The sequence below is a fragment of the Acinetobacter genomosp. 33YU genome (assembly GCF_001990725.1).
Lineage (GTDB): Bacteria > Pseudomonadota > Gammaproteobacteria > Pseudomonadales > Moraxellaceae > Acinetobacter > Acinetobacter seifertii.
On sequence record NZ_LFZQ01000011.1, the window covers coordinates 357,132 to 376,971 of the forward strand.

The window sequence follows — 19,840 nt, forward strand, 5'->3', positions numbered from 1 at the left end:
ATATAAAAAAGCAAAATAAAAGCTGGTATTTAACCAGCTATTTATTTAATGGTTTTTGCAAAATATTAACTCGCCTCAGCAAGTTTTAACTCTTTTAGATTACGATATTTTGCACCGCGGTGATTTTCAGGCAAATATGGTCCAGCACCAAATAGTTTTTCTCTTAATGTTCCTTGTGCATATGAGGTTTGATATACCCCACGTTTTTGTAACTCTGGCACAATAAACTCAACCACATCGGCAAAGGTTTGATGAGCCAAAATATAGGCAAGGTTAAAGCCATCAATATCGGTATCTTCAACCCATTGTTCTAGAGCATCTGAAACTGTTTCTGCCGAACCCACTAACACAGGTCCATTACCACCTAAGCTGTTCCAATTTGCAATTTCTTCAATGGTCCAAACACGTTCTGGGTCTACATTTACATAAGAATCTAATAAAGATTGAATCGCGTTGGTTTGAATATATTCAACTTTGTCAGTTGGTTGATATTGTGAAAAATCAACACCAGACCAGCCAGACAGTAATGTTAACGCCCCATCGTAGCTTCCATAGCTTTGATATTCTTTAAACTTAGCTTGTGCTTTTGCATCGGTTTCATCAGTGACAATTGACAAAAGCGCATAAATTTTGACAGAGTACGGGTCGCGGCCTTCTTGAGCCAATTTCTGGCGAATACCCTGTACCACTTTTTTTGTAGCAATTTTAGATGGCGCTGCGATGAATACACACTCGGCATTTTGACTAGCAAACTTCTGTCCGCGTGAAGATGCACCTGCTTGGTAAAGTACTGGTGTTCGCTGCGGTGATGGCTCACAAATATGGATACCCGGTACAGTAAAGTATTTACCCTCGTGCTGAATTGGATGCACTTTTTTATGGTCAGCAAAGATACCGCTTTCACGGTCACGAAGTACCGAACCTTCTTCCCAAGACCCTTCCCAAAGTTTGTAAAGGACTTCTAAATATTCATCAGCAATATCATAACGATTGTCATGATTAACCTGAGTTTTTAGACCCAAGTTTTTCGAACCACTTTCTAAATAAGACGTCACGATATTCCATCCAACTCGCCCTTTGGTTAAATGGTCTAGCGTGCTAATACGTCTAGCAAAAGGATAAGGATGTTCAAAAGAAATAGAGGTCGTGACACCAAAACCCAAGTGCTTTGTGACTGCTGCCATCGCAGGCACAATCTGTAGCGGATCATTGACTGGAACTTGTACTGCACCTGTTAAGGCATGTTCAGCACTTTGATGATAAACGTCATAAATACCAAGCACATCTGCAATAAAAATACCGTCAAAAAAACCACGCTCAAGAATTTGTGCTAAATCTGTCCAATATTCTAAATCTTTATATTCAACAGATCGATCTTGAGGATGTCGCCATAATCCAGGAGATTGATGGGCAATACAATTCATTTCAAAAGCATTAAAACTAATTTTCTTAGTCATAAAATATCAACCAGCATTTTATTTAATTTTTATACTAAAGCAATTTTTATATTTTCTTTATAATATAAACCCCAAACAAAATATGATTTTATTCTAATAGATTTTTATAATTTAATTTAAAAAATCAAAATAATATTAAGCCACTAAAATAGCAGCTTAATATCTAAAACTATAATTTATTGTTTAGCAACATTCCCTATTCGCCATTGATACGGTGGTAATGTGCCGTTTACACTAAAATCACCGACAATTCGATTTTTAAATACTCTCGGGTTATGTGAAGATAAAGTTCGTACATTACGCCAGTATCGATCTAGGCCTAAATCTTTGTCTGTTGCGGAAGCACCTAAAGCGTCAAATAAAATCGTAGAAGCATTTAAAATCAAATCGGTAATAACCGTTTGAGATTGTGCACTTTCAAGCTCGGCAAGTGCATTTTGCTCTTCTTCAAGCTGCTCATTATTTTGAAATGCAGCTAAGTAAGCACGTTGTAAGCTTTGTGCGACTTTTTCAACAATCGCCCCTGCACTGTAAGCCGCGCCACGGATTTGGCCTACTACTTGTAAAATTTGGGGATCTTGTTTTACAAATTGGGCATTTGCATGCGTGTAGTTTCGTGTACGTTTCGCCACAGCTTGAGAAACATCATAGGTTGCAGCACGCCCTAGACCTGTAATGATTGTCAGTTGAACAAGTTGATAGTAAGCCGCTGAATATTTAAAACGGTCATCGTCAGGTAAAATTTCATTTTCATCGACCAATACGTCATGGAAATATGCTGTACCGCTTGCGGTGAGTTGCTGACCAAAGCCATTCCAGTCATCGACAATTTCGACACCTTCATCTTCACGGCGCACAACGACCGAGCCAGACTCTCCTTTTAAATCTGTTACACCAACGTCCACCCAGTCTGCATATAGGCTACCAGTGGTGTAATATTTTTTACCTTTAACGCGAATTTTTCCTTCATTGTCTCGATATAAATGTGTTTCGAACTGATCAATTGACTCTTTCCCGCCTTCAGACCATGCACTACCGATTGTTTCCCCATTGGCAATTCGGCTCAGCCAACGCTGTTGAAACGCTTTGTCTTTACTTACCAAGACATCTTCAGTGAAACCAAAATGCACACGCAAAGCTTGCGGTAAGTTCGAGTCGGCTTCAGCAAGTTCAATGAGCAATGCAAATAATTCAGGAATAGTTGCATCAAAGCCACCATGAGCTTTGGGAAGTCTTAAGCGCGTAAAACCAATATCTTTAAGCCACTGGAGTTGTTCATAAGGCAAAATATGCTGTTGCTCACGGATTAAAGCCCCTTCTTTAATACGGGCAAAAGTTGGTCTGAAATTTTTTGCCAATTCATCATAACGCTCAGTTGGCCCTTCACCCCACACGCGAGAAATAATTGAGGCCTGACTTAGTGCAGCGTGTGTTAAGGAACCGAGATGATGCTCAAAATTTAAATTTGTCATGTAAGTAAAACCAATATTGCTTTGCTTTTACCATAAAATATTTATTTCACATGAAAACGATTATTTTTTTATAACAGTATTCAATCTTGATATAACGCCAATCAAAAGCCTGATCGCCCTAAGCGATCTCTTTCTTGTTAAGACTATGCTGACTTTGCAATAAGGTTTGCATATATTCTGAATAGACAGAAAGTTTTTCGAAGATATGCTCTGAATAAAACATATCATCAATTAAGTGCGTCATTTGACTAACAGTAAAGGTATCGCATAACCCGACCAGTGCTGCATTCATTTGCGCAAAATGAGCACATAACTGTACATATGCTTCATCTTTATTTTTAAATAATAATTTTCGCATATCCAACTGATCTACACCTTTTAGACCCTCATCTTTTACAACTTTGACCCAATGAATTTTTATTTTTAAGAACTGTTCAAGTTGCTTTAAAGCCTCTAAATCAAGCTCTAAATGTGTTATTAAAAAAACTGTGGAGATATCGCTTCGACATAATGCTTTGATTAATTTTAAATAAATAAAGTCAGCTTCTCCCATCTCTATTAATTCTAAATCTAGATATATTTTTAGGCTTTCTAAAACTTCATCTATCTTAAATACGACCTTCTTGTCAGCTTGATAGTATTTATTAAGAATAGTAAGCACAGGTGGTGTTGCAGGTGTTGTATAAATAGCAGCTTTGTTTAGGTTCGCAAAAATAAATGGTGAGAATAGATAAGCCAAACTGCTTTGCTGTGGCTCAATATGCGACTGAATTAAATAAACCGTTTGAGTTTTAGAAAAGTCTCTGAGTACTTTCGCTCTAAGTAAAGTTGCTTCAAGGTTCACATAAGTCTGTTCTAACTGATCTATTACCAAGGTAGAAATAGACTGATTTTTAATAATTTTATGTAGAACATTGAGTTGAGAAGTAATAAACATTTTTTAACATCCAAGCTATTTTAGAAGCGCTACACTTACACTCAGGTCTTTAAGAAACACGCAGCAACCGGACCCTACACAAAACAACAATGGAAATAGAAAAGAAGAACATAATCATGTGCTTAAAAAAATCTAAAGCAGCGTTCACATTGAGTATTGAAGGTTGGTTTAGGTCGACGGTAAATCCTGTTCATTTTTATTGTGAACTTTAGAGGACTGAATATATAGCTACAGATGATCGAAAAAAAACTATAGCACCCCCTCGAAACAGCACTGAACTGTTATAGTTTTATAAAAAATTTCTGTATCTATATATACAAATAGAGCGAGTGCATGATTAAGAAAACTTCTTAAGGTAGGTAGTTTTCATGAGACGATCTATTGCATATCGCCAGATATTTCATCAATGTTTCAATGCAACATGCATTTTTACAAATGCAACATCAAGCATAAACTTTGCTAACAGATTGAAAACAATCAATCGCACTATTCTACTGAAATATCAAGCAATTATATTGCTTTACCCTGTTGGCATTTTACTTGCTAAGAACATTTATCACAGAAGTAAGTTTAATCGCCAGAGTACTTTTTTGCCTGAAAATAAGTATTTAACTCATTCAATCATCATCAGCTAGTTCACAGGGGGAAAGTTTATGAGCCTCGGTCTAACCGCTCTAGAATTAGCGCGAATACAATTTGCTTTCACAGTATCCTTCCATATTATTTTTCCGGCCACTTCCATCGGTCTTGCCTGTTTTTTAGCAGTTTTAGAATGGAAATGGTTAAGAACGCAAAACCCAATTTATAAAGATCTATTTAAATACTGGATTAAGATCTTTGCCGTTGCATTTGGTATGGGAGTTGTTTCCGGTGTCGTAATGAGCTACCAGTTTGGTACCAACTGGAGTGAATTTTCACGAGTCGCCGGAAGTATTACTGGTCCTTTACTTACCTATGAAGTGTTAAGTGCCTTCTTCTTAGAAGCAGGTTTCTTAGGCATTATGCTATTTGGTTGGGGTCGTGTTGGCCCGCGAGCCCATTTCTTTGCGACGCTTATGGTTGCCATCGGAACATGTATTTCCATGTTCTGGATTTTATCTTCCAATAGTTGGATGCAAACCCCGCAAGGTTTTGCGATCGAAAATGGCATTATTGTGCCTAAAGACTGGCTAGCTATCGTTTTTAACCCATCGTTCCCTTACCGCTTTGCCCATATGGGTGCTGCTGCCTTCTTGGTTTCATCTTTATTGGTCGTAGGAACATCTGCATGGCATTTAGTAAAAGGCCGTCGTGATGAACTGGTGAAAAAATCATTCTCGATGGGTCTTTGGATGGTACTTGTGACTTCATGTTTACAAGTGGTGATTGGTGATAACCATGGTTTAAACACTCGTGAACATCAACCTGCCAAACTTGCCGCAATGGAAGGTCACTGGGAAACCAATCATAACGAACCAATGCCATTACTGTTATTTGCTATTCCAGATATGAAAGAAGAACGTAACCACTTTGAAGTGGGGGTTCCATATTTGGGTAGCTTAATTTTGACTCACAGTTTAAATGGTCAAGTCACTGGTTTAAAAGATTTCGCACCTGAAGATCGTCCAAACTCAACCATTATTTTCTGGAGCTTCCGTGTGATGGTTGGCCTTGGTGTCCTTATGGTTACCTTATCACTGATTGCCCTTTGGCTGCGTAAAAGCGGAAAGCTTTATGAAACATCGTGGTTCCACAAATTTGCTTTACTAATGGGCCCAGCAGGTTATGTTGCATTACTTGCAGGCTGGGTCACCACTGAAGTAGGCCGTCAACCTTGGGTAGTGTACGGCATTATGCGAACCAAAGATGGCTTATCTCATACGGTGTCGGCAGATCAAGTCGGCCTCAGTCTCTTTATTTTTGTAGTGGTGTATACCATCGTTTTTGGTAGCGGTATTTACTACACCTTAAAACTCATTAATAAAGGCCCATCATTTATCGATACACCAAATATCGAATCTGGTGGTGTTGGACACTTTAAAACACCAATGCGCCCACTCAGTGCAGTTGATGAAAATATTGACAGCAACCAAAAATCTGGGGAGAACCGTCATGATTGATCTTTCTTTAATATGGGTCGGTATTATCGGTTTAGGTGTCATGATTTATGTGGTCATGGATGGCTTTGACTTAGGAATCGGGATCATGTTCCCATTCATTAAGAACAGCCAAGAACGTGATGTGATGATGAATACCGTCGCCCCTGTCTGGGATGGTAACGAAACGTGGATGGTACTCGGAGGTGCTGGTCTATATGCAGCATTTCCACTGGTCTATTCAACAGTTTTATCAGCACTATACCTACCTATTATCTTTATGGTGATTGCCCTGATTTTCCGTGGCGTTGCTTTTGAATTCCGTTTTAAAGCTCATCGCACCAAACATCTGTGGGACTTGGCTTTTATTTGGGGTTCAGTGTTAACCAGCTTCCTTCAAGGGATTATTTTGGGTGCTTATATTCAAGGGATCAAAACCGAAAATGGTATTTATGCTGGTGGATCTCTTGATTGGTTATCACCATTTACGGTCTTTACAGGTATTGGTGTAGTTGCTATGTATGCAACTTTGGGTTGTGGCTGGCTCATTTTAAAAACTGAAAAAGGCTTACAGCAACGTATGTATGAGCTTATGCCTAAGCTAATTATTGCACTACTCATTATTTTTGGCGCTGTAAGTTTATATACGCCTTTGACTCATCCTGAAATTGCAGATCGCTGGTTCTCTTTACCAAATCTTTTCTATTTTAGTCCTGTACCTATTTTGGTCTTATTGTTTGTTGGCCTAATTTTATCGGCATGTAAAAAGCAGAATCACGACCTCAAACCATTTGCATATACATTGGCCCTCGTTTTCCTTGCATTTACTGGTTTTGTGATTAGTTTATGGCCCTATATTATTCCGCCATCAGTCACCATTTGGCAGGCTGCGGCGCCTCATTCTAGCCAAATGTTTGCTTTGGTTGGTGCACTTATTTTGATTCCAATCATTATTGCTTACACCATTGTGTCTTATTGGGTATTTAGAGACAAAGTCCGTGTAGGTGATGAAGGCTATCATTAAGTATGGAGGGTTTTATGAAAAAGTCATCCGTTAAACTCAACCAAACCCAATGGTTTATTCTGCTATGGCTTGGAGGTTTTTTTGCCCTAGCTGTGATTGCGGGATTGTTTAAAGTGATATTGATTTATGCAGCCCCTTACTTAAAGTAAATCTATCGTTCTAAACAAATGCCGTTTGTAGATTCTGCAAACGGCATTTATTATTGATTCAGTGCATCTTTTTTTATTTCGTGCAGCTCATACATGTATAAATCAGAACAACTCGCCCATAGCATTCGCCAACTCATTGAGAGCGGTACTTTAAATGCACATGAAAAATTACCTTCATTAAGAGATCAGGTACAACGCTCTGGTTTTAGCTTAATGACGGTCATGAATGCTTACCAAGAACTTGAATCACAAGGTTTAATCTATTCAAAAGAAAAATCGGGATATTTTGTTGCGGAGCAAATTGTACTTAAACCACTGGAACAATATTCGGTCGTTTCACTGAATTCTAAAATTGAAATTAATTCCTTAGTTTTTAAATATCTTAAGTCAATTCAACATGAGTCTGTTGTGCCTTTTGGGTCAGCTTTTCCAGACAGTCAGCTTTTAGCTGCCCCCAAACTTATTCAAATTATGGGGCAACTTGCGCGTCAAAGACAAAGCTATGATCAAACAGCAAGTCTACCTCCCGGTAATTTAGCCTTAAGAAAAATGATTGCTCAACGCTACTGTATGCAAGGCATACAAACAGACCCAGATGACATTGTTATTACATCAGGAGGGTTAGATGCACTTAATCTTTCATTACAAGCAGTTGCTAAACCGGGCGACTACATTCTATTGCAACAAACCGTATTTTACGGCGCTTGGCAAGCCGCAGAGCGTTTAGGGCTTAAAGTCATTACCATTCCCGAACATCCTCAATATGGTTTTGACCTAGAAGCTTTTGAACAAGTCATTCAAACATATCCAATCAAGATGTGTTGGCTCATGTTAAATAGCCACAACCCGATTGGTTTTACTGTTAGTGATGACATTAAATATAAAATTGCCAAGTTGCTTCATGAACACCAAATTTACTTAATTGAAGATGATGTCTATGAAGAGCTTTTTTATGGCGGTCAAAAACCACTTTCAATGAAGTATTTTGACCAACAAAATCTGGTACTGCACTGCTCGTCTTTTTCTAAAACATTAGGTGCAGGTTTTCGGGTTGGTTGGGTTTATGCGGGTAAGTTTTCAGACCATATTCAACATTTGCAGCTCATGAGTACCATTTCAGTCAATGCACTTATTCAAAATGCATTGGTTGAATTTTTGTCTCATCATCATTATGAAAAACACTTGCGTACACTTAGACTTTCACTTGAACGTTATAAAAAGCAGTTTTATCACTATTTAAAGCAACATTTACCAAGCTCTTGTGAAGTGTATTACTACCCAAGTGGTTATTTTCTATGGGTCAAACTTCCTAGTACGCTAGACAGTATGCAAGTTTATGAAGAGTTGATTCAGCAAGACATTGGCGTTGCACCAAGCCCTCTCTTTAGTGTTTTACCTGCACAGCAGCATTATTTGAGAATTAACTGTTCTTTTGAATGGAACACTAAAATTCAAAGCGCATTAGATCAGGTTATCAAAACCATTCAACAAAGAGTTGAAGCAGGTTTATAAGAAGGTACGACGCCTTAATGAAATCGAGAGAATAAAGACAACATCCCCTATGTAAATGGACTTATTTAGGAAAATTGGGGCTTCGACTGTTTTGTATCAAACTATCAGATGATAGAATATTAAGTCTGATAATTCAGCTGCAATTACTTGATAAAAAATAGTTTATGTCAAAGAAATATTGTTATCTCTACCGCCAAAAACGCCTCAACATTTTCAAGCTGAGCTGTTGATACTTTCTTCCTATTTAAAAACGCAGCATCCAGACTCATCGATTAACACATATAATTAAAGGTTCTAATGCTTCAAAATACGATGCATCGCCAAGTTCTTATTTTGGCGAGTTCTCAGTCACTTTACCAAACCGTATCGATCATGGTCATGACGATTGGTAGTTTGGCTGGGGCAAATATTTCTAATACACCGATACTTGCAACTTTACCCATCGCATCTATGTTTTTGGGTACAGCCTTAATGATGTTCCCTGCATCAATGTTGATGGCATATGTGGGACGGCGTAAGGGTTTTCTTTTCGGCGCTTTTTTAGGTGTAATTGGCGGTATTATTGCCGCCATTGGTATCTTTTATAGTTCACTTACTCTCTTAGCCTTAGGCACGTTATGTGTCGGAGCCTACCAATCCTTTGCCCAGTTTTATCGTTTTGCTGCCAGTGAAGTAGCAGATGATGCGTTCCGTTCACGTGCCATTTCTTGGGTTATGGCAGGTGGAATTGTTGCCGCACTGATCGGTCCGACTTTGGCACGCTTTGGTGGCCCATTATTTCAACATTTAGAATATATCGGTTCATTTTTAATTATTAGTATCATTTCACTTGTGGCAATGGGCATTTTATCTAGCCTACATATTACTGATACAGTTGAGCAAAAGTCTGACTTTACTGCTGGTCGCCCATGGCAACAGATTGTCTTTCAGCCTACCTATCTAGTTGCTCTGTTTGGTGCAGTCACAGGCTACGGCATCATGATTTTAGGTATGACCGCAACACCAATTGCCATGCGACATTCACACCATGAACTAGGCACGATTACAACTGTCATTCAGCTTCATGTGCTTGGTATGTTCCTACCTTCATTCTTTACTGGACATTTAATCGCCCGATTTGGTGTGCTTAAAATCATGTTTGCAGGTCTTTTATTATTTGCCTGCTATATCGGATTTGCTCTCTCCGGTATTCAGTTCGCATCGTTTGCAATCTCACTCATTTTATTAGGTGTGGGATGGAACTTTTTATTTATTGGCAGTACTTCTTTACTCACAGGAACCTATTCCGTGGCTGAAAAAGCCAAGGCCCAAGCCATTAACGACATGACTGTTTTTGTTGTCGGTTTAATCTGCTCTTTTAGCGCTGGTGCTTTACTTGATTTATTTGGCTGGGAAGCAATGAATATTGCTTTAATACCGTGGCTAGTAATTGCAGCATGCTCATTACTATGGTTAAGCAAAAGACGGCAAGAAACTTTAATTTAACTTTGTGTATCTGCTCTTATTTCCAGAAAATAATATTTTAAAAATTTGGCGTACTTTGATTAAACATTGTCGCCATTCGATTTGGATAAATATCGTTCAAATTCCTATGATGTCTCTATCGAAAAGCGAGTTCCTTAAAACTTTAGTTGAGAGACAGAATATGAACACAGTTAAAGAAAAAATCGTTCTCATCACAGGCGCATCATCTGGTATGGGAAAAGCATTTACCAAAGCATTACTCAAAGAAGGCGCAACTGTTTATGCCGTTGCTCGTCGCGTTGATGCTATGCAAGAACTAAAAGCCCTTGGTGCTCATACATTAAAAATGGATATTACCAATCAGGATGATATCGACCAAGTTGTGAAAACTATTGAAAAAGAAACCCATGGCGTTGATATTTTAGTTAACTGCGCAGGCTTTGGCATGTATGGTGCTATGGAAGATACCACCCTTGCCGATGCACGCTATCAATTTGAAGTGAATCTGTTTGGTATGGCCTATTTAACCCAAAAGGTTCTGCCTAGTATGCGTAAAAAAATGCAGGGTCGAATTATCAATATTTCATCAATGGGTGGGAAAATTTATACCCCACTTGGTAGTTGGTATCATGCGAGTAAACATGCAGTTGAAGGCTGGTCTGACTGTCTACGTTTAGAGTTAAAATCATTTAATATTGATGTTGTTGTCATTGAACCGGGTGCTATCGCAACTGAATTTGCAGATGTAATGATCCAACCTATGCTGGAACGTTCAGGGCAAAGTGCGTATAGCCATATGGCAGCCGCAGTTGCTAACTCAACAAAAACTACAGTAGAAAAAGGTAAACTTTCAGACGTGCAAGTTGTCGTCGATATGCTGATGAAAGCTGTTCATGCATCCTCACCTAAAACACGTTATGTGGGTGGCAAATATGCCAAACTGATGATATTTGTACGTAAATGGTTTGGCGACCGTGTGTTTGATCGTATGGTGATGTCAGTTATTAAATAAATGAAGTGACCCATATAAGTTTAATGTTGAGATGCTCAAATGAAATATGCTTCAAATTTTGCCCTAAATACCAACTGGAAGTTATTACTGAATGACCTAGGCATAAATCTTGAAGATGCATTACGTTTGGCATCTCTACCGCTTGATTTGTCCAACCGTAAAGATGCAAGCCTTACGCCCGTTCAATATTTCAATTTTTGGCACGCAATTGAACAACTTGCTGGAATAAATGACTTACCTTTAAAAATCGGTCAAATGATTACAGTTGAGCTTTTTGACCCAGCGATTTTTGCTTGTATTTGTAGTCCTAACTTTAATATTGCAATACAGCGTCTATCTGAATTTAAAAGACTGGTTGGGCCAATGCAGTTACAAGTAGCAATTGATAACGACACAACAACGCTAGAACTCAAATTTTATAATGTATCTACACCAACACCGCAAAGTCTTGCCATGTCAGAACTGGTCTTTTTTGCTCAATTAGCAAGAATATGTACAAGACATCAGGTTATACCTTTGAAAGTTACACTGCCCGATTTACCTAATAATCTAGCAGAGTACAAAACATTTTTTGGCGTACTTCCACAAAAAAGTGAACACATTTCAATTGTCTTTTCACGCCAAGATGCTGAACGTCCTTTTTTAACAGCCAACCCGACCATGTGGTCTTTTTTCGAGCCAAACTTGCAACGTAGTCTTATACAGCTTGATGAAGATGCAACAGTTAGCGAAAAAGTTAAAGCTATACTCTTAGAAAACCTACCTGCTGGACTATGTACAATAGAAGATGTTGCTCAACGACTCGCGATGAGCAAACGTACGCTACAACGGCTACTTTTAGAAGAGCAAACTAATTTTAAAACGCTTTTGGATACAACACGTCAATCTCTTGCCCAACATTATTTAGAAAAATCATCAATGAGCACGGGTGAAATTTCATTTCTATTGGGCTTTCAAGAGCACAATTCTTTTAGCAGAGCATTTAAAAACTGGACGGGTAATACTCCGCAAGAATATAGACTTCTGCATTAATTCCTAACGCGGTTTGTTCAACATCCATTCCAGATTTTGGCGAACCGCAGGCCACTCATGTTTCAAAATACTGTAAACGTGAGTGTCCCGTAAAATATCATCTTTTACAATTTGATGGCTTCTGAGTACACCGTCTAACTTTGCACCCAAACGCAGAATTGCAGTTTGACTTTGAACATTTAAAGAAGATGTGCGTAACTCGACTGCAATACAGTTTAAAGTCTCAAATGCGTGGGCCAGCAATAGCTTTTTGCACTCAGTATTTACAGGTGAGCGCTGTGCAGACTTGCGGTACCACGTCGAACCAATTTCTACACGCCGATGGGCTTCTTCAATATGCATTAAAGTTGTCATGCCCAACGCCCGCCCCGTTTTTCGATCTTCAATATAAAATGGCAGCATAGAGCCGGATTTTTGTAAACCAAGACGTCTTTCAATTTCAGCAGTCATTTGTTCAGGTCTTGGCACACGGGTATACCAAAGATTATAGAGTTCCCCATCGCAAACAGCCTCTGCCAGTGATTCAGCTTGAGTTAAGTCTAAGGGCTTTAAAATAACGTGCTCACCTACCAACTCAACAGATGTAGTAAAAGACATCTTTGTCTCCTCAATTGATATTAAAGTTTTATATTTTCAAAATTATTTATTTAACTCAGCCACACTATACATAGCGTCCGCTATAGTTTGATGACCAGCTTTCGATAGGCCATCTGCCGCGCCCAAAATGTCTCGACGTTCTTTGTTTTGCCCAAGTTTTGATTTGCCTCTCAGCTTGGTAATTTCAATCTCAATCCCTACAATGGCTTTTAACATCGGTTCAAGATAGTCCTTTGGTGCATCGGACATTTTCCATGGTTCAGATTGAGATGCTTCATGAGTACGGGTTAAACGAGCCACAACACCACGGACATATCGTTCATCATCTCGAATGGTTACTTTGCCATAAGCATGTACAACCCTATAGTTCCATGTCGGCACTTGTCTGTGCTCTTCATGTTTGGATGGGTACCAGTTTGGTGAAATATAAGCATCGCCTGCTTGAAACACGATGAGTACCTCATCTCCATTTTTAATGTCCTGCCAGACTGGATTAACTCTAGACACATGCGCACGTAGTACACCCAATTCCCCTTCGCTTGCCTGTAATTCAAATGGAAGATGATTTGCATCTAAGCCATTACTTCCATGCGTAAAAAGCACACCAAACGGATATTCTGTAATAAGAGAATGCAATACGTCCAAACGGTTTTCTGCATAATCATCGGGGATATACATGGCTCAAACCTCACTGTAAATCTCAGGGTTATTTATATTTTGTGTTGTAAATTTTCTGGTTTATGTGGTTTATTAAAAAGAACCACTTTGTATTTTTTTAAGTAGACCAGAATTATGGCAAGAATGGCAAAAGTTGTTGAACTTCCGTCGATTGCAAAGATTAATAAAAGCCAAGGAAAGATAAGTGCTCAACTGACCCAAGCTTTGCGTGAAGCTGTACAAAGTGGTGATTTACAGTCTGGCGATCCGTTGCCTTCTTCACGAGAACTGGCTCAAACACTTGGGGTCGCACGCGGAACGATTATCGAAGCTTACGATCAGCTTTTAGCTGAAGGTGTTTTTGACTCTCAAGCACGAACGGGCACCTATGTGTCTCATGCTTTAACTAAAAAAACTGTGCTGCAACATTCTCAAAAAGAGACCACACCTAACTCAATCCCTTTGACGAAGTCGGCACTCTCCTATGCTCAAGTGCTTAAAGAGTTTAAACCTCTTCCTCATGCCCCTTTTGCAGTGTCTGTTCCCATTGCCCGTACTCAACCAAGTGATATCTGGCGTAAGTTCGGTAATAAATTTAGATCTCGAGGTGCAGGTGCTCCTTCGGGTTATGGTGAACCTCAAGGGGTATTATCACTAAGAATTGCTATAGCAGACTATGTACGTCGATCCCGCTCTGTCCACTGCGAACCTGAACAAATTGTGATTACACCCGGTATTCAACAGTCACTTTATATTTGTAGCCAGATTTTATTTGAAGCAAAAGATGAAGTTTGGATTGAAGATCCAGCTTATCGGGGTACAACAGCCATTTTTGAGCATGCTGTACAAAACATTCGTATGGTACGTGTTCCTGTTGATGAAGAAGGTATTCAGGTTGAAACCGGAATTAAGCTTTCTAAACATGCACGTGCTGCTTTTGTGACACCGTCTCACCAATATCCGCTTGGCATGCCGATGAGTCTAGCAAGACGTACGGCTTTATTGACTTGGGCAAAACAGCAAAATGCATGGATAATTGAAGATGACTATGACAGTGAACTCCGTTATAACGGTCAGCCCTTCCCATCTTTGCAAGGCATGGCACCCGACCAAGTCATTTATCTAGGCACTTTCAGCAAAGTCTTATTTCCATCGCTTAGACTTGGCTATGCAGTATTGCCTCAAGAATTGGTGGCTCCTTTTTGTGGACTTAGAGTATTAATTGATAGGCACCCACCTGCTGCTGACCAGCACGTTTTGGCTGCTTTTATTCAAGAAGGTTATTTAGAGCGGCATATTCGACGGACTCGAAATGTCTATGCAGAAGTTCGAGAATACATTATTGGTTTGATTGAAAAATACATACCTCAAGAACTGGCGTGGTTACAGCCGGGCGATCAAGGCATGCATATGGTGTTATGGCTTGCTCATCATATTAATGACATCGACGTTGCAAGCTCAGCACTCGATGCAGGCATTGCCATCAAAGCAATTTCACCAACATTTTCAAAAAAGCAACAACGTCCAGGGTTAATTGTTGGCTTAGGCGATTTTGAGCCAGAGCTAATGAAACAAGCCATCAAAAAACTAACAAAGATTATTCAACAACATGACAATCCGACTTAGACAAGATCTACAAGAGCAACCATAGATGAATCGCAAATGGCCCAATCAGTACCATTAAAATACCGGCAATAACCATGGTTAAACTGGCAATTACACCTTCTTCGCTATTGCGTTGCTGTGCTCTAACTGTACCAAAACCATGCGCTGCATTGCCGAAGGCTGCCCCATTTGCCACATTAGAACGGATTTTAGTAATCGCTAAAATTGCATCGCCGCAAATCATACCGACCAAACCAGTAATGACCGTAAATAGTGAAACCAATGCTGCCGAACCGTGAATATCTTCCGCTAAAATCATGGCAAATGGTGTTGAAATAGAACGGGCCATCAAACTGTTGGTGACTTCAGGGCTAAAGTGAAACCACTGTGCCATTTCATAGGCAGACATCACACCTACACTCATCCCCACAATAATCGCAATCGAAAGGACTCCAAGGTTTTTACGAATCGTTTCCCGATAACGATAAATCGGTACAGCAAACGCAACCGTTGCTGGTCCTAATAAATTAACAATCCACTGTGTATCTTCAGCATATGTTTGATATGAAATTCCAAAAATCGTCATCAAAGTGATGGTGAGTACAGGCACGCTAATCGCGGGTGATAACCAAAGTTTTGGATTTTTCTGATAGATTCGCTTTGCCACAACATAGGCTGCCAAAGTCCAGATCAGACAAAGAATTGACCAAATATTCATGTCATTTGCTCTTTAGATATGCTTATGCTGAAGACGTTTTCGAGCCTGTAAATAAACTTTCAAACGATTGTAATAGTGAATCGTCAGGCAGGTACTGAGCATGACCGAAATGGTCCCAACCGCAATGCTCAAAACAATTTGCCAGCCTTCGGTCATAAACAAAGTTTTATACTGAACTACGGCGACCACAACAGGTACAAAAAACAGTAATAGCTCACCTAAAACCACAGTTGCTCCCATTGCCACCTGATCCATTTTGATAATTTTAAAGAACAGGCATAAAAGCAATAAAAACATACCTAAAATACCTGCCGAGACAGGTACGCCAAGTTTTTGATGTAAGAGATATCCGACCCACCAAAATCCAGCCAGAATCAAAATTTGTTTAACTAACACGAATAGTGAAGGTTGTGTGGGTGTTCCAGAAGCAGATTCAGTACTCATTTTGCGAAATTAGATGGTTAACTACACCATTATGCTATCTTGGTTAAAGCTGCTAAATATGAATTATTCATGTTAATATTATTCTAAAATGGAATAATTTATTCTTTATTATGCTTTCACTAAAATCATTACAGTGCTTCGTTACACTGGTCAAAACTAAAAGTTTTACCCGTACTGCTGAAGAGTTGTATCTGACTCAACCGACTATTAGTAAAATATTACAGCAGCTTGAAGAGCAGCTTCAGGTACAGCTGTTGGTTAAACCCGATCACGGCCGTAAAAGACAAATCGAGTTGACTGAAATTGGAGAACGTATTTATCAACATGCGATCGAGCTTCTTCAGGCAGAACAGAACATCTTTCTTGAAATTGAAAACTACCAACAATTAAAAACAGGAACTTTAAAACTTGGCGTTCCGCCTTTAGGCTCGCAGCTCTTAACAACAGTACTGTTTGATTATCACCAGCAATTGCCAGATATTGAATTGGCTTTTATGGAAGTGGGTTCACGTGGTATTGAGCAAGCTTTGCTTAACAATGAACTAGACGTTGGCGTTTTATTGCAGCCTTTTGATGAGCAAATCTTTAATAGCATTGAGCTGTGTAACTACCCTTTAATGGTTCTTTTACGTCGGGATGCGACTTGGGCAACCCGTAAAAAAATAAATCTAGAAGAGCTACAACACCAATCATTTTTAATGTTTCCAGAAAATTTCTCTTTAAACAGTATTATTCTCGATGCCTGTAAGCAGCATGGTTTCTACCCAACCATTGCTTGCCGTACCAGCCAATGGCATCTCTTGGCAGACATGGTGTTACAACGTATGGGGATTGCGCTTCTCCCTCAATATTATACCGACATGCTTGACCCTACTTTATTTGCAGCAGTACCACTTGAAAAACCAAATATTCAGTGGCACTTAGTCATGGCTTGGAAAAAAAATCTTCCTGTCTCACCAGCGGTACAAGCGTGGCTGAACATTGTTCGTGAGCATTTCCAGCACGTTAAGCCTTAACGTTGAATATTAAAATGGCTTAATTCAAAAACCAATAAAGCTTTTCCACAAAAAAGCTACCCAATCTTGGCTTAGCTCACTTAGACTAGATCCGATTGTTTTATGACATGGACAATAACAATGAATAACGAGCATTTTAAGCTATATACAGATTCACAATTTCTAAGCCCCTATGCATTTACTGTTTTTGTAGGGCTACATGAAAAACAAATTCCATTTGAAATAGCGACCATCAACTTAAGCCAGCAAGGACAGTTTGAAAAATCTTATGTAGAAAAGTCATTAACTGCCAAAGTGCCTGTACTTGAGCATAACGATTTTGCCTTATCAGAATCTTCTGCCATTTTGGAATATCTCGAAGAGCTCTATCCAGACACAGCTATTTATCCAAAAGATATTCAAGCACGTGCAAGAGCACGTCAAATTCAAGCATGGCTTCGATCGGACTTAGTGGCACTAAGAACAGAACGTCCAACCGATGTCATTTTTATTCAGCCCAAGTCCACTCCACTTTCAGAAGAAGGCAAAAAAGCAGCCGAGAAACTTTTCTTTGTTGCAGAAAAACTTCTTGCGTCTGATGCGGAATTTCTTTTTGGTTCATGGAGCATTGTGGATGCTGAACTTGCCCTGATGTTGCAACGCCTTATTCAAAATGGTGATACCGTACCACAGCGTTTAAAAACCTATGCATTACTGCAATGGCAACGTCCGTCTGTACAAAAATGGCTTGCCTTGCGACATAAATAAATCCTTATATTTACACCAAACATGAGATAAAAAATGAGTGATTCAAACTATATTCCTCCACAAGTTTGGCAATGGACTGGAGAAAAAACCGATTTAAACCAACCTACTTCGGGTGCGCGTTACGAACATGAACTTCCTGTCGGTAAACATCCGCTCCAGCTCTACTCTTTAGCAACGCCTAATGGTCAAAAAGTCACTATTTTGCTTGAAGAGCTTTTAGCGTTAGGACATAAAGATGCTGAATATGATGCTTGGCTGATTAAAATCGGAGAAGGACAGCAATTTGGCAGTGGCTTTGTAGACATTAATCCAAACTCTAAAATTCCGGCATTGGTTGACCATAGCCAAAACCCGCCATTAAGAGTGTTTGAGTCTGGCTCAATTTTGCTTTACTTGGCTGAAAAATTTAAAGCGTTTATTCCGACTGATATTGCTGCACGTACTGAATGCCTCAATTGGTTATTCTGGCAAATGGGCAGTGCACCTTACTTAGGTGGTGGTTTTGGGCATTTTTATGCTTATGCCCCTGTTAAAATTGAATATGCGATTAACCGCTTTGCAATGGAAACAAAACGCTTACTTGATGTTTTAGATCAGCATCTGGCAAAAAACGAATATTTGGCTGGTTCTGAATATTCGATTGCTGATATTGCGGCATTCCCTTGGTATGGTGGTCTTGTTAAAAACTGGGTGTATAACGGCGCGGAGTTTTTAGGTGTCGATCAATATAAAAATGTTCAACGTTGGGCAGATGCGATTTTAGCGCGCCCTGCGGTTCAACGCGGGCGTATGGTCAATCGTACTTTTGGTGATTTAGCTACTCAATTGCATGAACGCCATGATGCGAGTGATTTTGAGACTAAGACTCAAGATAAATTGCAGAACCAGTCTTAAAAATATCATTCAGTTTTTGACTTACCCGCAAGATATTTCATTTTTGCGGGTATTCAAAGTTGGCAAAATAACTCGTATATAACTCATTCAGCCAAGCGACAAAAACGCGTACGCGTGGCGAGAGCTGCCGATGCTGCGGATATAGTGCAGAAACTGACATCTTCGGGATTTCCCACTCAGATAAAACCTGAACCAGTCGCCCATTTTTTAATTCATTTGCCACATGGTAGCGCGGTACTTGAATTAAGCCAGCCCCTTGTAAGGCAGATAATACATAGTTTTCAGCATCATTTACCGCGATCCAGCTTTTCAAAAAATAATCTTGTTTTTTGCCATTCACTATCAATTCAAATGGATAATTCCGCCCGCCTGATGTCGAAAAGAAATTGACACAATAATGTGATAACAACTCTTCTGGTTGCTCTGGCATTCCATGTTTATTTAAATAGTCAGGACTTGCACAAATGACTTGTGGCATATCAACCAAATGTCTAGCAATTAAAGTGGAATCATCCAAACGCCCCGCTCTCACCACACAATCTATCCCTTCCCTAATCAGATCAACTAAACGATCGCCTGTACTAATTACCAGTTCAATGTCGGGATACAACTCGTGAAATTGATCGATATTGGGTAAAACAATTTTAGTCGCATGTGCGCCTGATAAATCGACACGTAGTAAACCTCGGGGCTGTGCAATTACATTACGTAAAGATGATTCGGCATCATCGAGTTCCGATAATATTTGTGTGCAACGCTCATAAAATGCTTGTCCATCTAGTGATGGTCTTACATGCCGAGTCGTCCGTTCTAGCAAACGACACTGCAAATTATTCTCTAACTCTTTGATGGCATTACTTGCTGTAGCGCGTGGGATATTTAGCTGATCGGCTGCCTGACTAAAACTACCCAGCTCTACAATGCGGGTAAAAAGTTGCAAGGTATCAAATTTATCCATGGTGCTCGCTTTTAACCTTGTCTATTATTAATAAATATGGAATTATCTTATCCAGTTATCAAGATTTATC

Annotated in this window: 19 protein-coding genes; 11 read left to right on the forward strand and 8 right to left on the reverse strand. The window is 39.4% G+C overall.

The window, feature by feature from the left end; all coding sequences use genetic code 11:
- Window positions 1–65 precede the first annotated feature (65 nt).
- The 3 genes from AC056_RS15265 to AC056_RS15275 all read right to left on the reverse strand — a co-directional run bounded on the left by AC056_RS15265 (window position 66) and on the right by AC056_RS15275 (window position 3,866).
- Window positions 66–1,457, reverse strand: coding sequence for an LLM class flavin-dependent oxidoreductase (locus AC056_RS15265; RefSeq protein ID WP_077164086.1), 1,392 nt, complete (start codon window positions 1,455–1,457; stop codon window positions 66–68).
- Between the two features lie 176 nt (window positions 1,458–1,633).
- Entirely contained in the window at window positions 1,634–2,929 is a 1,296-nt protein-coding gene (locus AC056_RS15270; RefSeq protein ID WP_077164087.1) for an acyl-CoA dehydrogenase family protein, read from the reverse strand.
- 118 nt (window positions 2,930–3,047) lie between these two features.
- Entirely contained in the window at window positions 3,048–3,866 is an 819-nt protein-coding gene (locus tag AC056_RS15275; RefSeq protein ID WP_077164088.1) for a hypothetical protein, read from the reverse strand.
- A gap of 653 nt (window positions 3,867–4,519) precedes the next feature.
- On the opposite strand from AC056_RS15275, the gene AC056_RS15285 reads away from it, so the two are divergent.
- The 7 genes from AC056_RS15285 (at window position 4,520) to AC056_RS15315 (ending at window position 12,134) form a co-directional block, all read left to right on the forward strand.
- Window positions 4,520–5,965 (forward strand): cytochrome ubiquinol oxidase subunit I, encoded by a 1,446-nt coding sequence (locus AC056_RS15285; RefSeq protein ID WP_077164090.1) that lies wholly within the window; start codon window positions 4,520–4,522, stop codon window positions 5,963–5,965.
- Window positions 5,958–6,965: a cytochrome d ubiquinol oxidase subunit II gene (cydB, locus tag AC056_RS15290; RefSeq protein ID WP_077164091.1), complete on the forward strand. Its 1,008-nt coding sequence runs from the start codon at window positions 5,958–5,960 to the stop codon at window positions 6,963–6,965. Before AC056_RS15285 ends, cydB begins: the two co-directional genes overlap by 8 nt.
- 14 nt (window positions 6,966–6,979) lie before the next feature.
- Complete coding sequence (locus tag AC056_RS15295) at window positions 6,980–7,114, forward strand: hypothetical protein (RefSeq protein WP_023274259.1); 135 nt, start codon at window positions 6,980–6,982, stop codon at window positions 7,112–7,114.
- A 93-nt stretch (window positions 7,115–7,207) separates the two neighbouring features.
- Window positions 7,208–8,626 carry a PLP-dependent aminotransferase family protein gene (locus tag AC056_RS15300; protein ID WP_077164092.1) on the forward strand — a complete coding sequence of 473 codons (1,419 nt, stop codon included), beginning with the start codon at window positions 7,208–7,210 and terminating at the stop codon, window positions 8,624–8,626.
- A gap of 297 nt (window positions 8,627–8,923) precedes the next feature.
- Window positions 8,924–10,111, forward strand: coding sequence for an MFS transporter (locus AC056_RS15305; RefSeq protein WP_077164093.1), 1,188 nt, complete (start codon window positions 8,924–8,926; stop codon window positions 10,109–10,111).
- Window positions 10,112–10,271: 160 nt separating this feature from the next.
- Window positions 10,272–11,102: an oxidoreductase gene (locus AC056_RS15310; protein WP_077164094.1), complete on the forward strand. Its 831-nt coding sequence runs from the start codon at window positions 10,272–10,274 to the stop codon at window positions 11,100–11,102.
- Window positions 11,103–11,141: 39 nt separating this feature from the next.
- The gene (locus AC056_RS15315; protein WP_077164095.1) at window positions 11,142–12,134 is read left to right on the forward strand and encodes an AraC family transcriptional regulator; all 993 of its coding nucleotides are present in this window, start codon (window positions 11,142–11,144) and stop codon (window positions 12,132–12,134) included.
- Window positions 12,135–12,137: 3 nt separating this feature from the next.
- Here the strand turns inward: AC056_RS15315 and AC056_RS15320 are convergent, their stop codons facing one another.
- Together AC056_RS15320 and AC056_RS15325 are read right to left on the reverse strand one after the other, a co-directional pair.
- Window positions 12,138–12,731 (reverse strand): GNAT family N-acetyltransferase, encoded by a 594-nt coding sequence (locus tag AC056_RS15320; RefSeq protein WP_077164096.1) that lies wholly within the window; start codon window positions 12,729–12,731, stop codon window positions 12,138–12,140.
- A gap of 42 nt (window positions 12,732–12,773) precedes the next feature.
- Entirely contained in the window at window positions 12,774–13,409 is a 636-nt protein-coding gene (locus AC056_RS15325; RefSeq protein WP_077164097.1) for an FMN-binding negative transcriptional regulator, read from the reverse strand.
- Between the two features lie 114 nt (window positions 13,410–13,523).
- Here AC056_RS15325 and AC056_RS15330 point away from each other — a divergent pair, with 114 nt between their 5' ends.
- Complete coding sequence (locus AC056_RS15330) at window positions 13,524–15,014, forward strand: PLP-dependent aminotransferase family protein (protein ID WP_077164098.1); 1,491 nt, start codon at window positions 13,524–13,526, stop codon at window positions 15,012–15,014.
- Window positions 15,015–15,021: 7 nt separating this feature from the next.
- Here AC056_RS15330 and AC056_RS15335 read toward each other — a convergent pair whose 3' ends face one another.
- Both AC056_RS15335 and AC056_RS15340 read right to left on the reverse strand, forming a co-directional pair.
- Window positions 15,022–15,711, reverse strand: coding sequence for an LrgB family protein (locus tag AC056_RS15335; protein WP_077164099.1), 690 nt, complete (start codon window positions 15,709–15,711; stop codon window positions 15,022–15,024).
- 12 nt (window positions 15,712–15,723) lie between these two features.
- A complete protein-coding gene (locus AC056_RS15340; RefSeq protein WP_213033504.1) occupies window positions 15,724–16,155 on the reverse strand; it encodes a CidA/LrgA family protein in 432 nt (143 codons plus the stop codon).
- Window positions 16,156–16,265: 110 nt separating this feature from the next.
- Between AC056_RS15340 and AC056_RS15345 the strand changes: the two genes are divergently transcribed.
- From AC056_RS15345 to yghU, 3 genes are all read left to right on the forward strand, one after another.
- On the forward strand, window positions 16,266–17,171 hold the full coding sequence (locus AC056_RS15345; protein ID WP_077164100.1) for a LysR family transcriptional regulator: 906 nt from the start codon (window positions 16,266–16,268) through the stop codon (window positions 17,169–17,171).
- 120 nt (window positions 17,172–17,291) lie between these two features.
- On the forward strand, window positions 17,292–17,918 hold the full coding sequence (yfcF, locus tag AC056_RS15350; protein ID WP_077164101.1) for a glutathione transferase: 627 nt from the start codon (window positions 17,292–17,294) through the stop codon (window positions 17,916–17,918).
- Window positions 17,919–17,951: 33 nt separating this feature from the next.
- On the forward strand, window positions 17,952–18,812 hold the full coding sequence (gene yghU / locus AC056_RS15355; RefSeq protein ID WP_077164102.1) for a glutathione-dependent disulfide-bond oxidoreductase: 861 nt from the start codon (window positions 17,952–17,954) through the stop codon (window positions 18,810–18,812).
- Window positions 18,813–18,849: 37 nt separating this feature from the next.
- On the opposite strand, the gene AC056_RS15360 is transcribed toward yghU, so the two are convergent.
- Window positions 18,850–19,770: a LysR family transcriptional regulator gene (locus AC056_RS15360; protein WP_077164103.1), complete on the reverse strand. Its 921-nt coding sequence runs from the start codon at window positions 19,768–19,770 to the stop codon at window positions 18,850–18,852.
- Window positions 19,771–19,840: the final 70 nt, after the last annotated feature.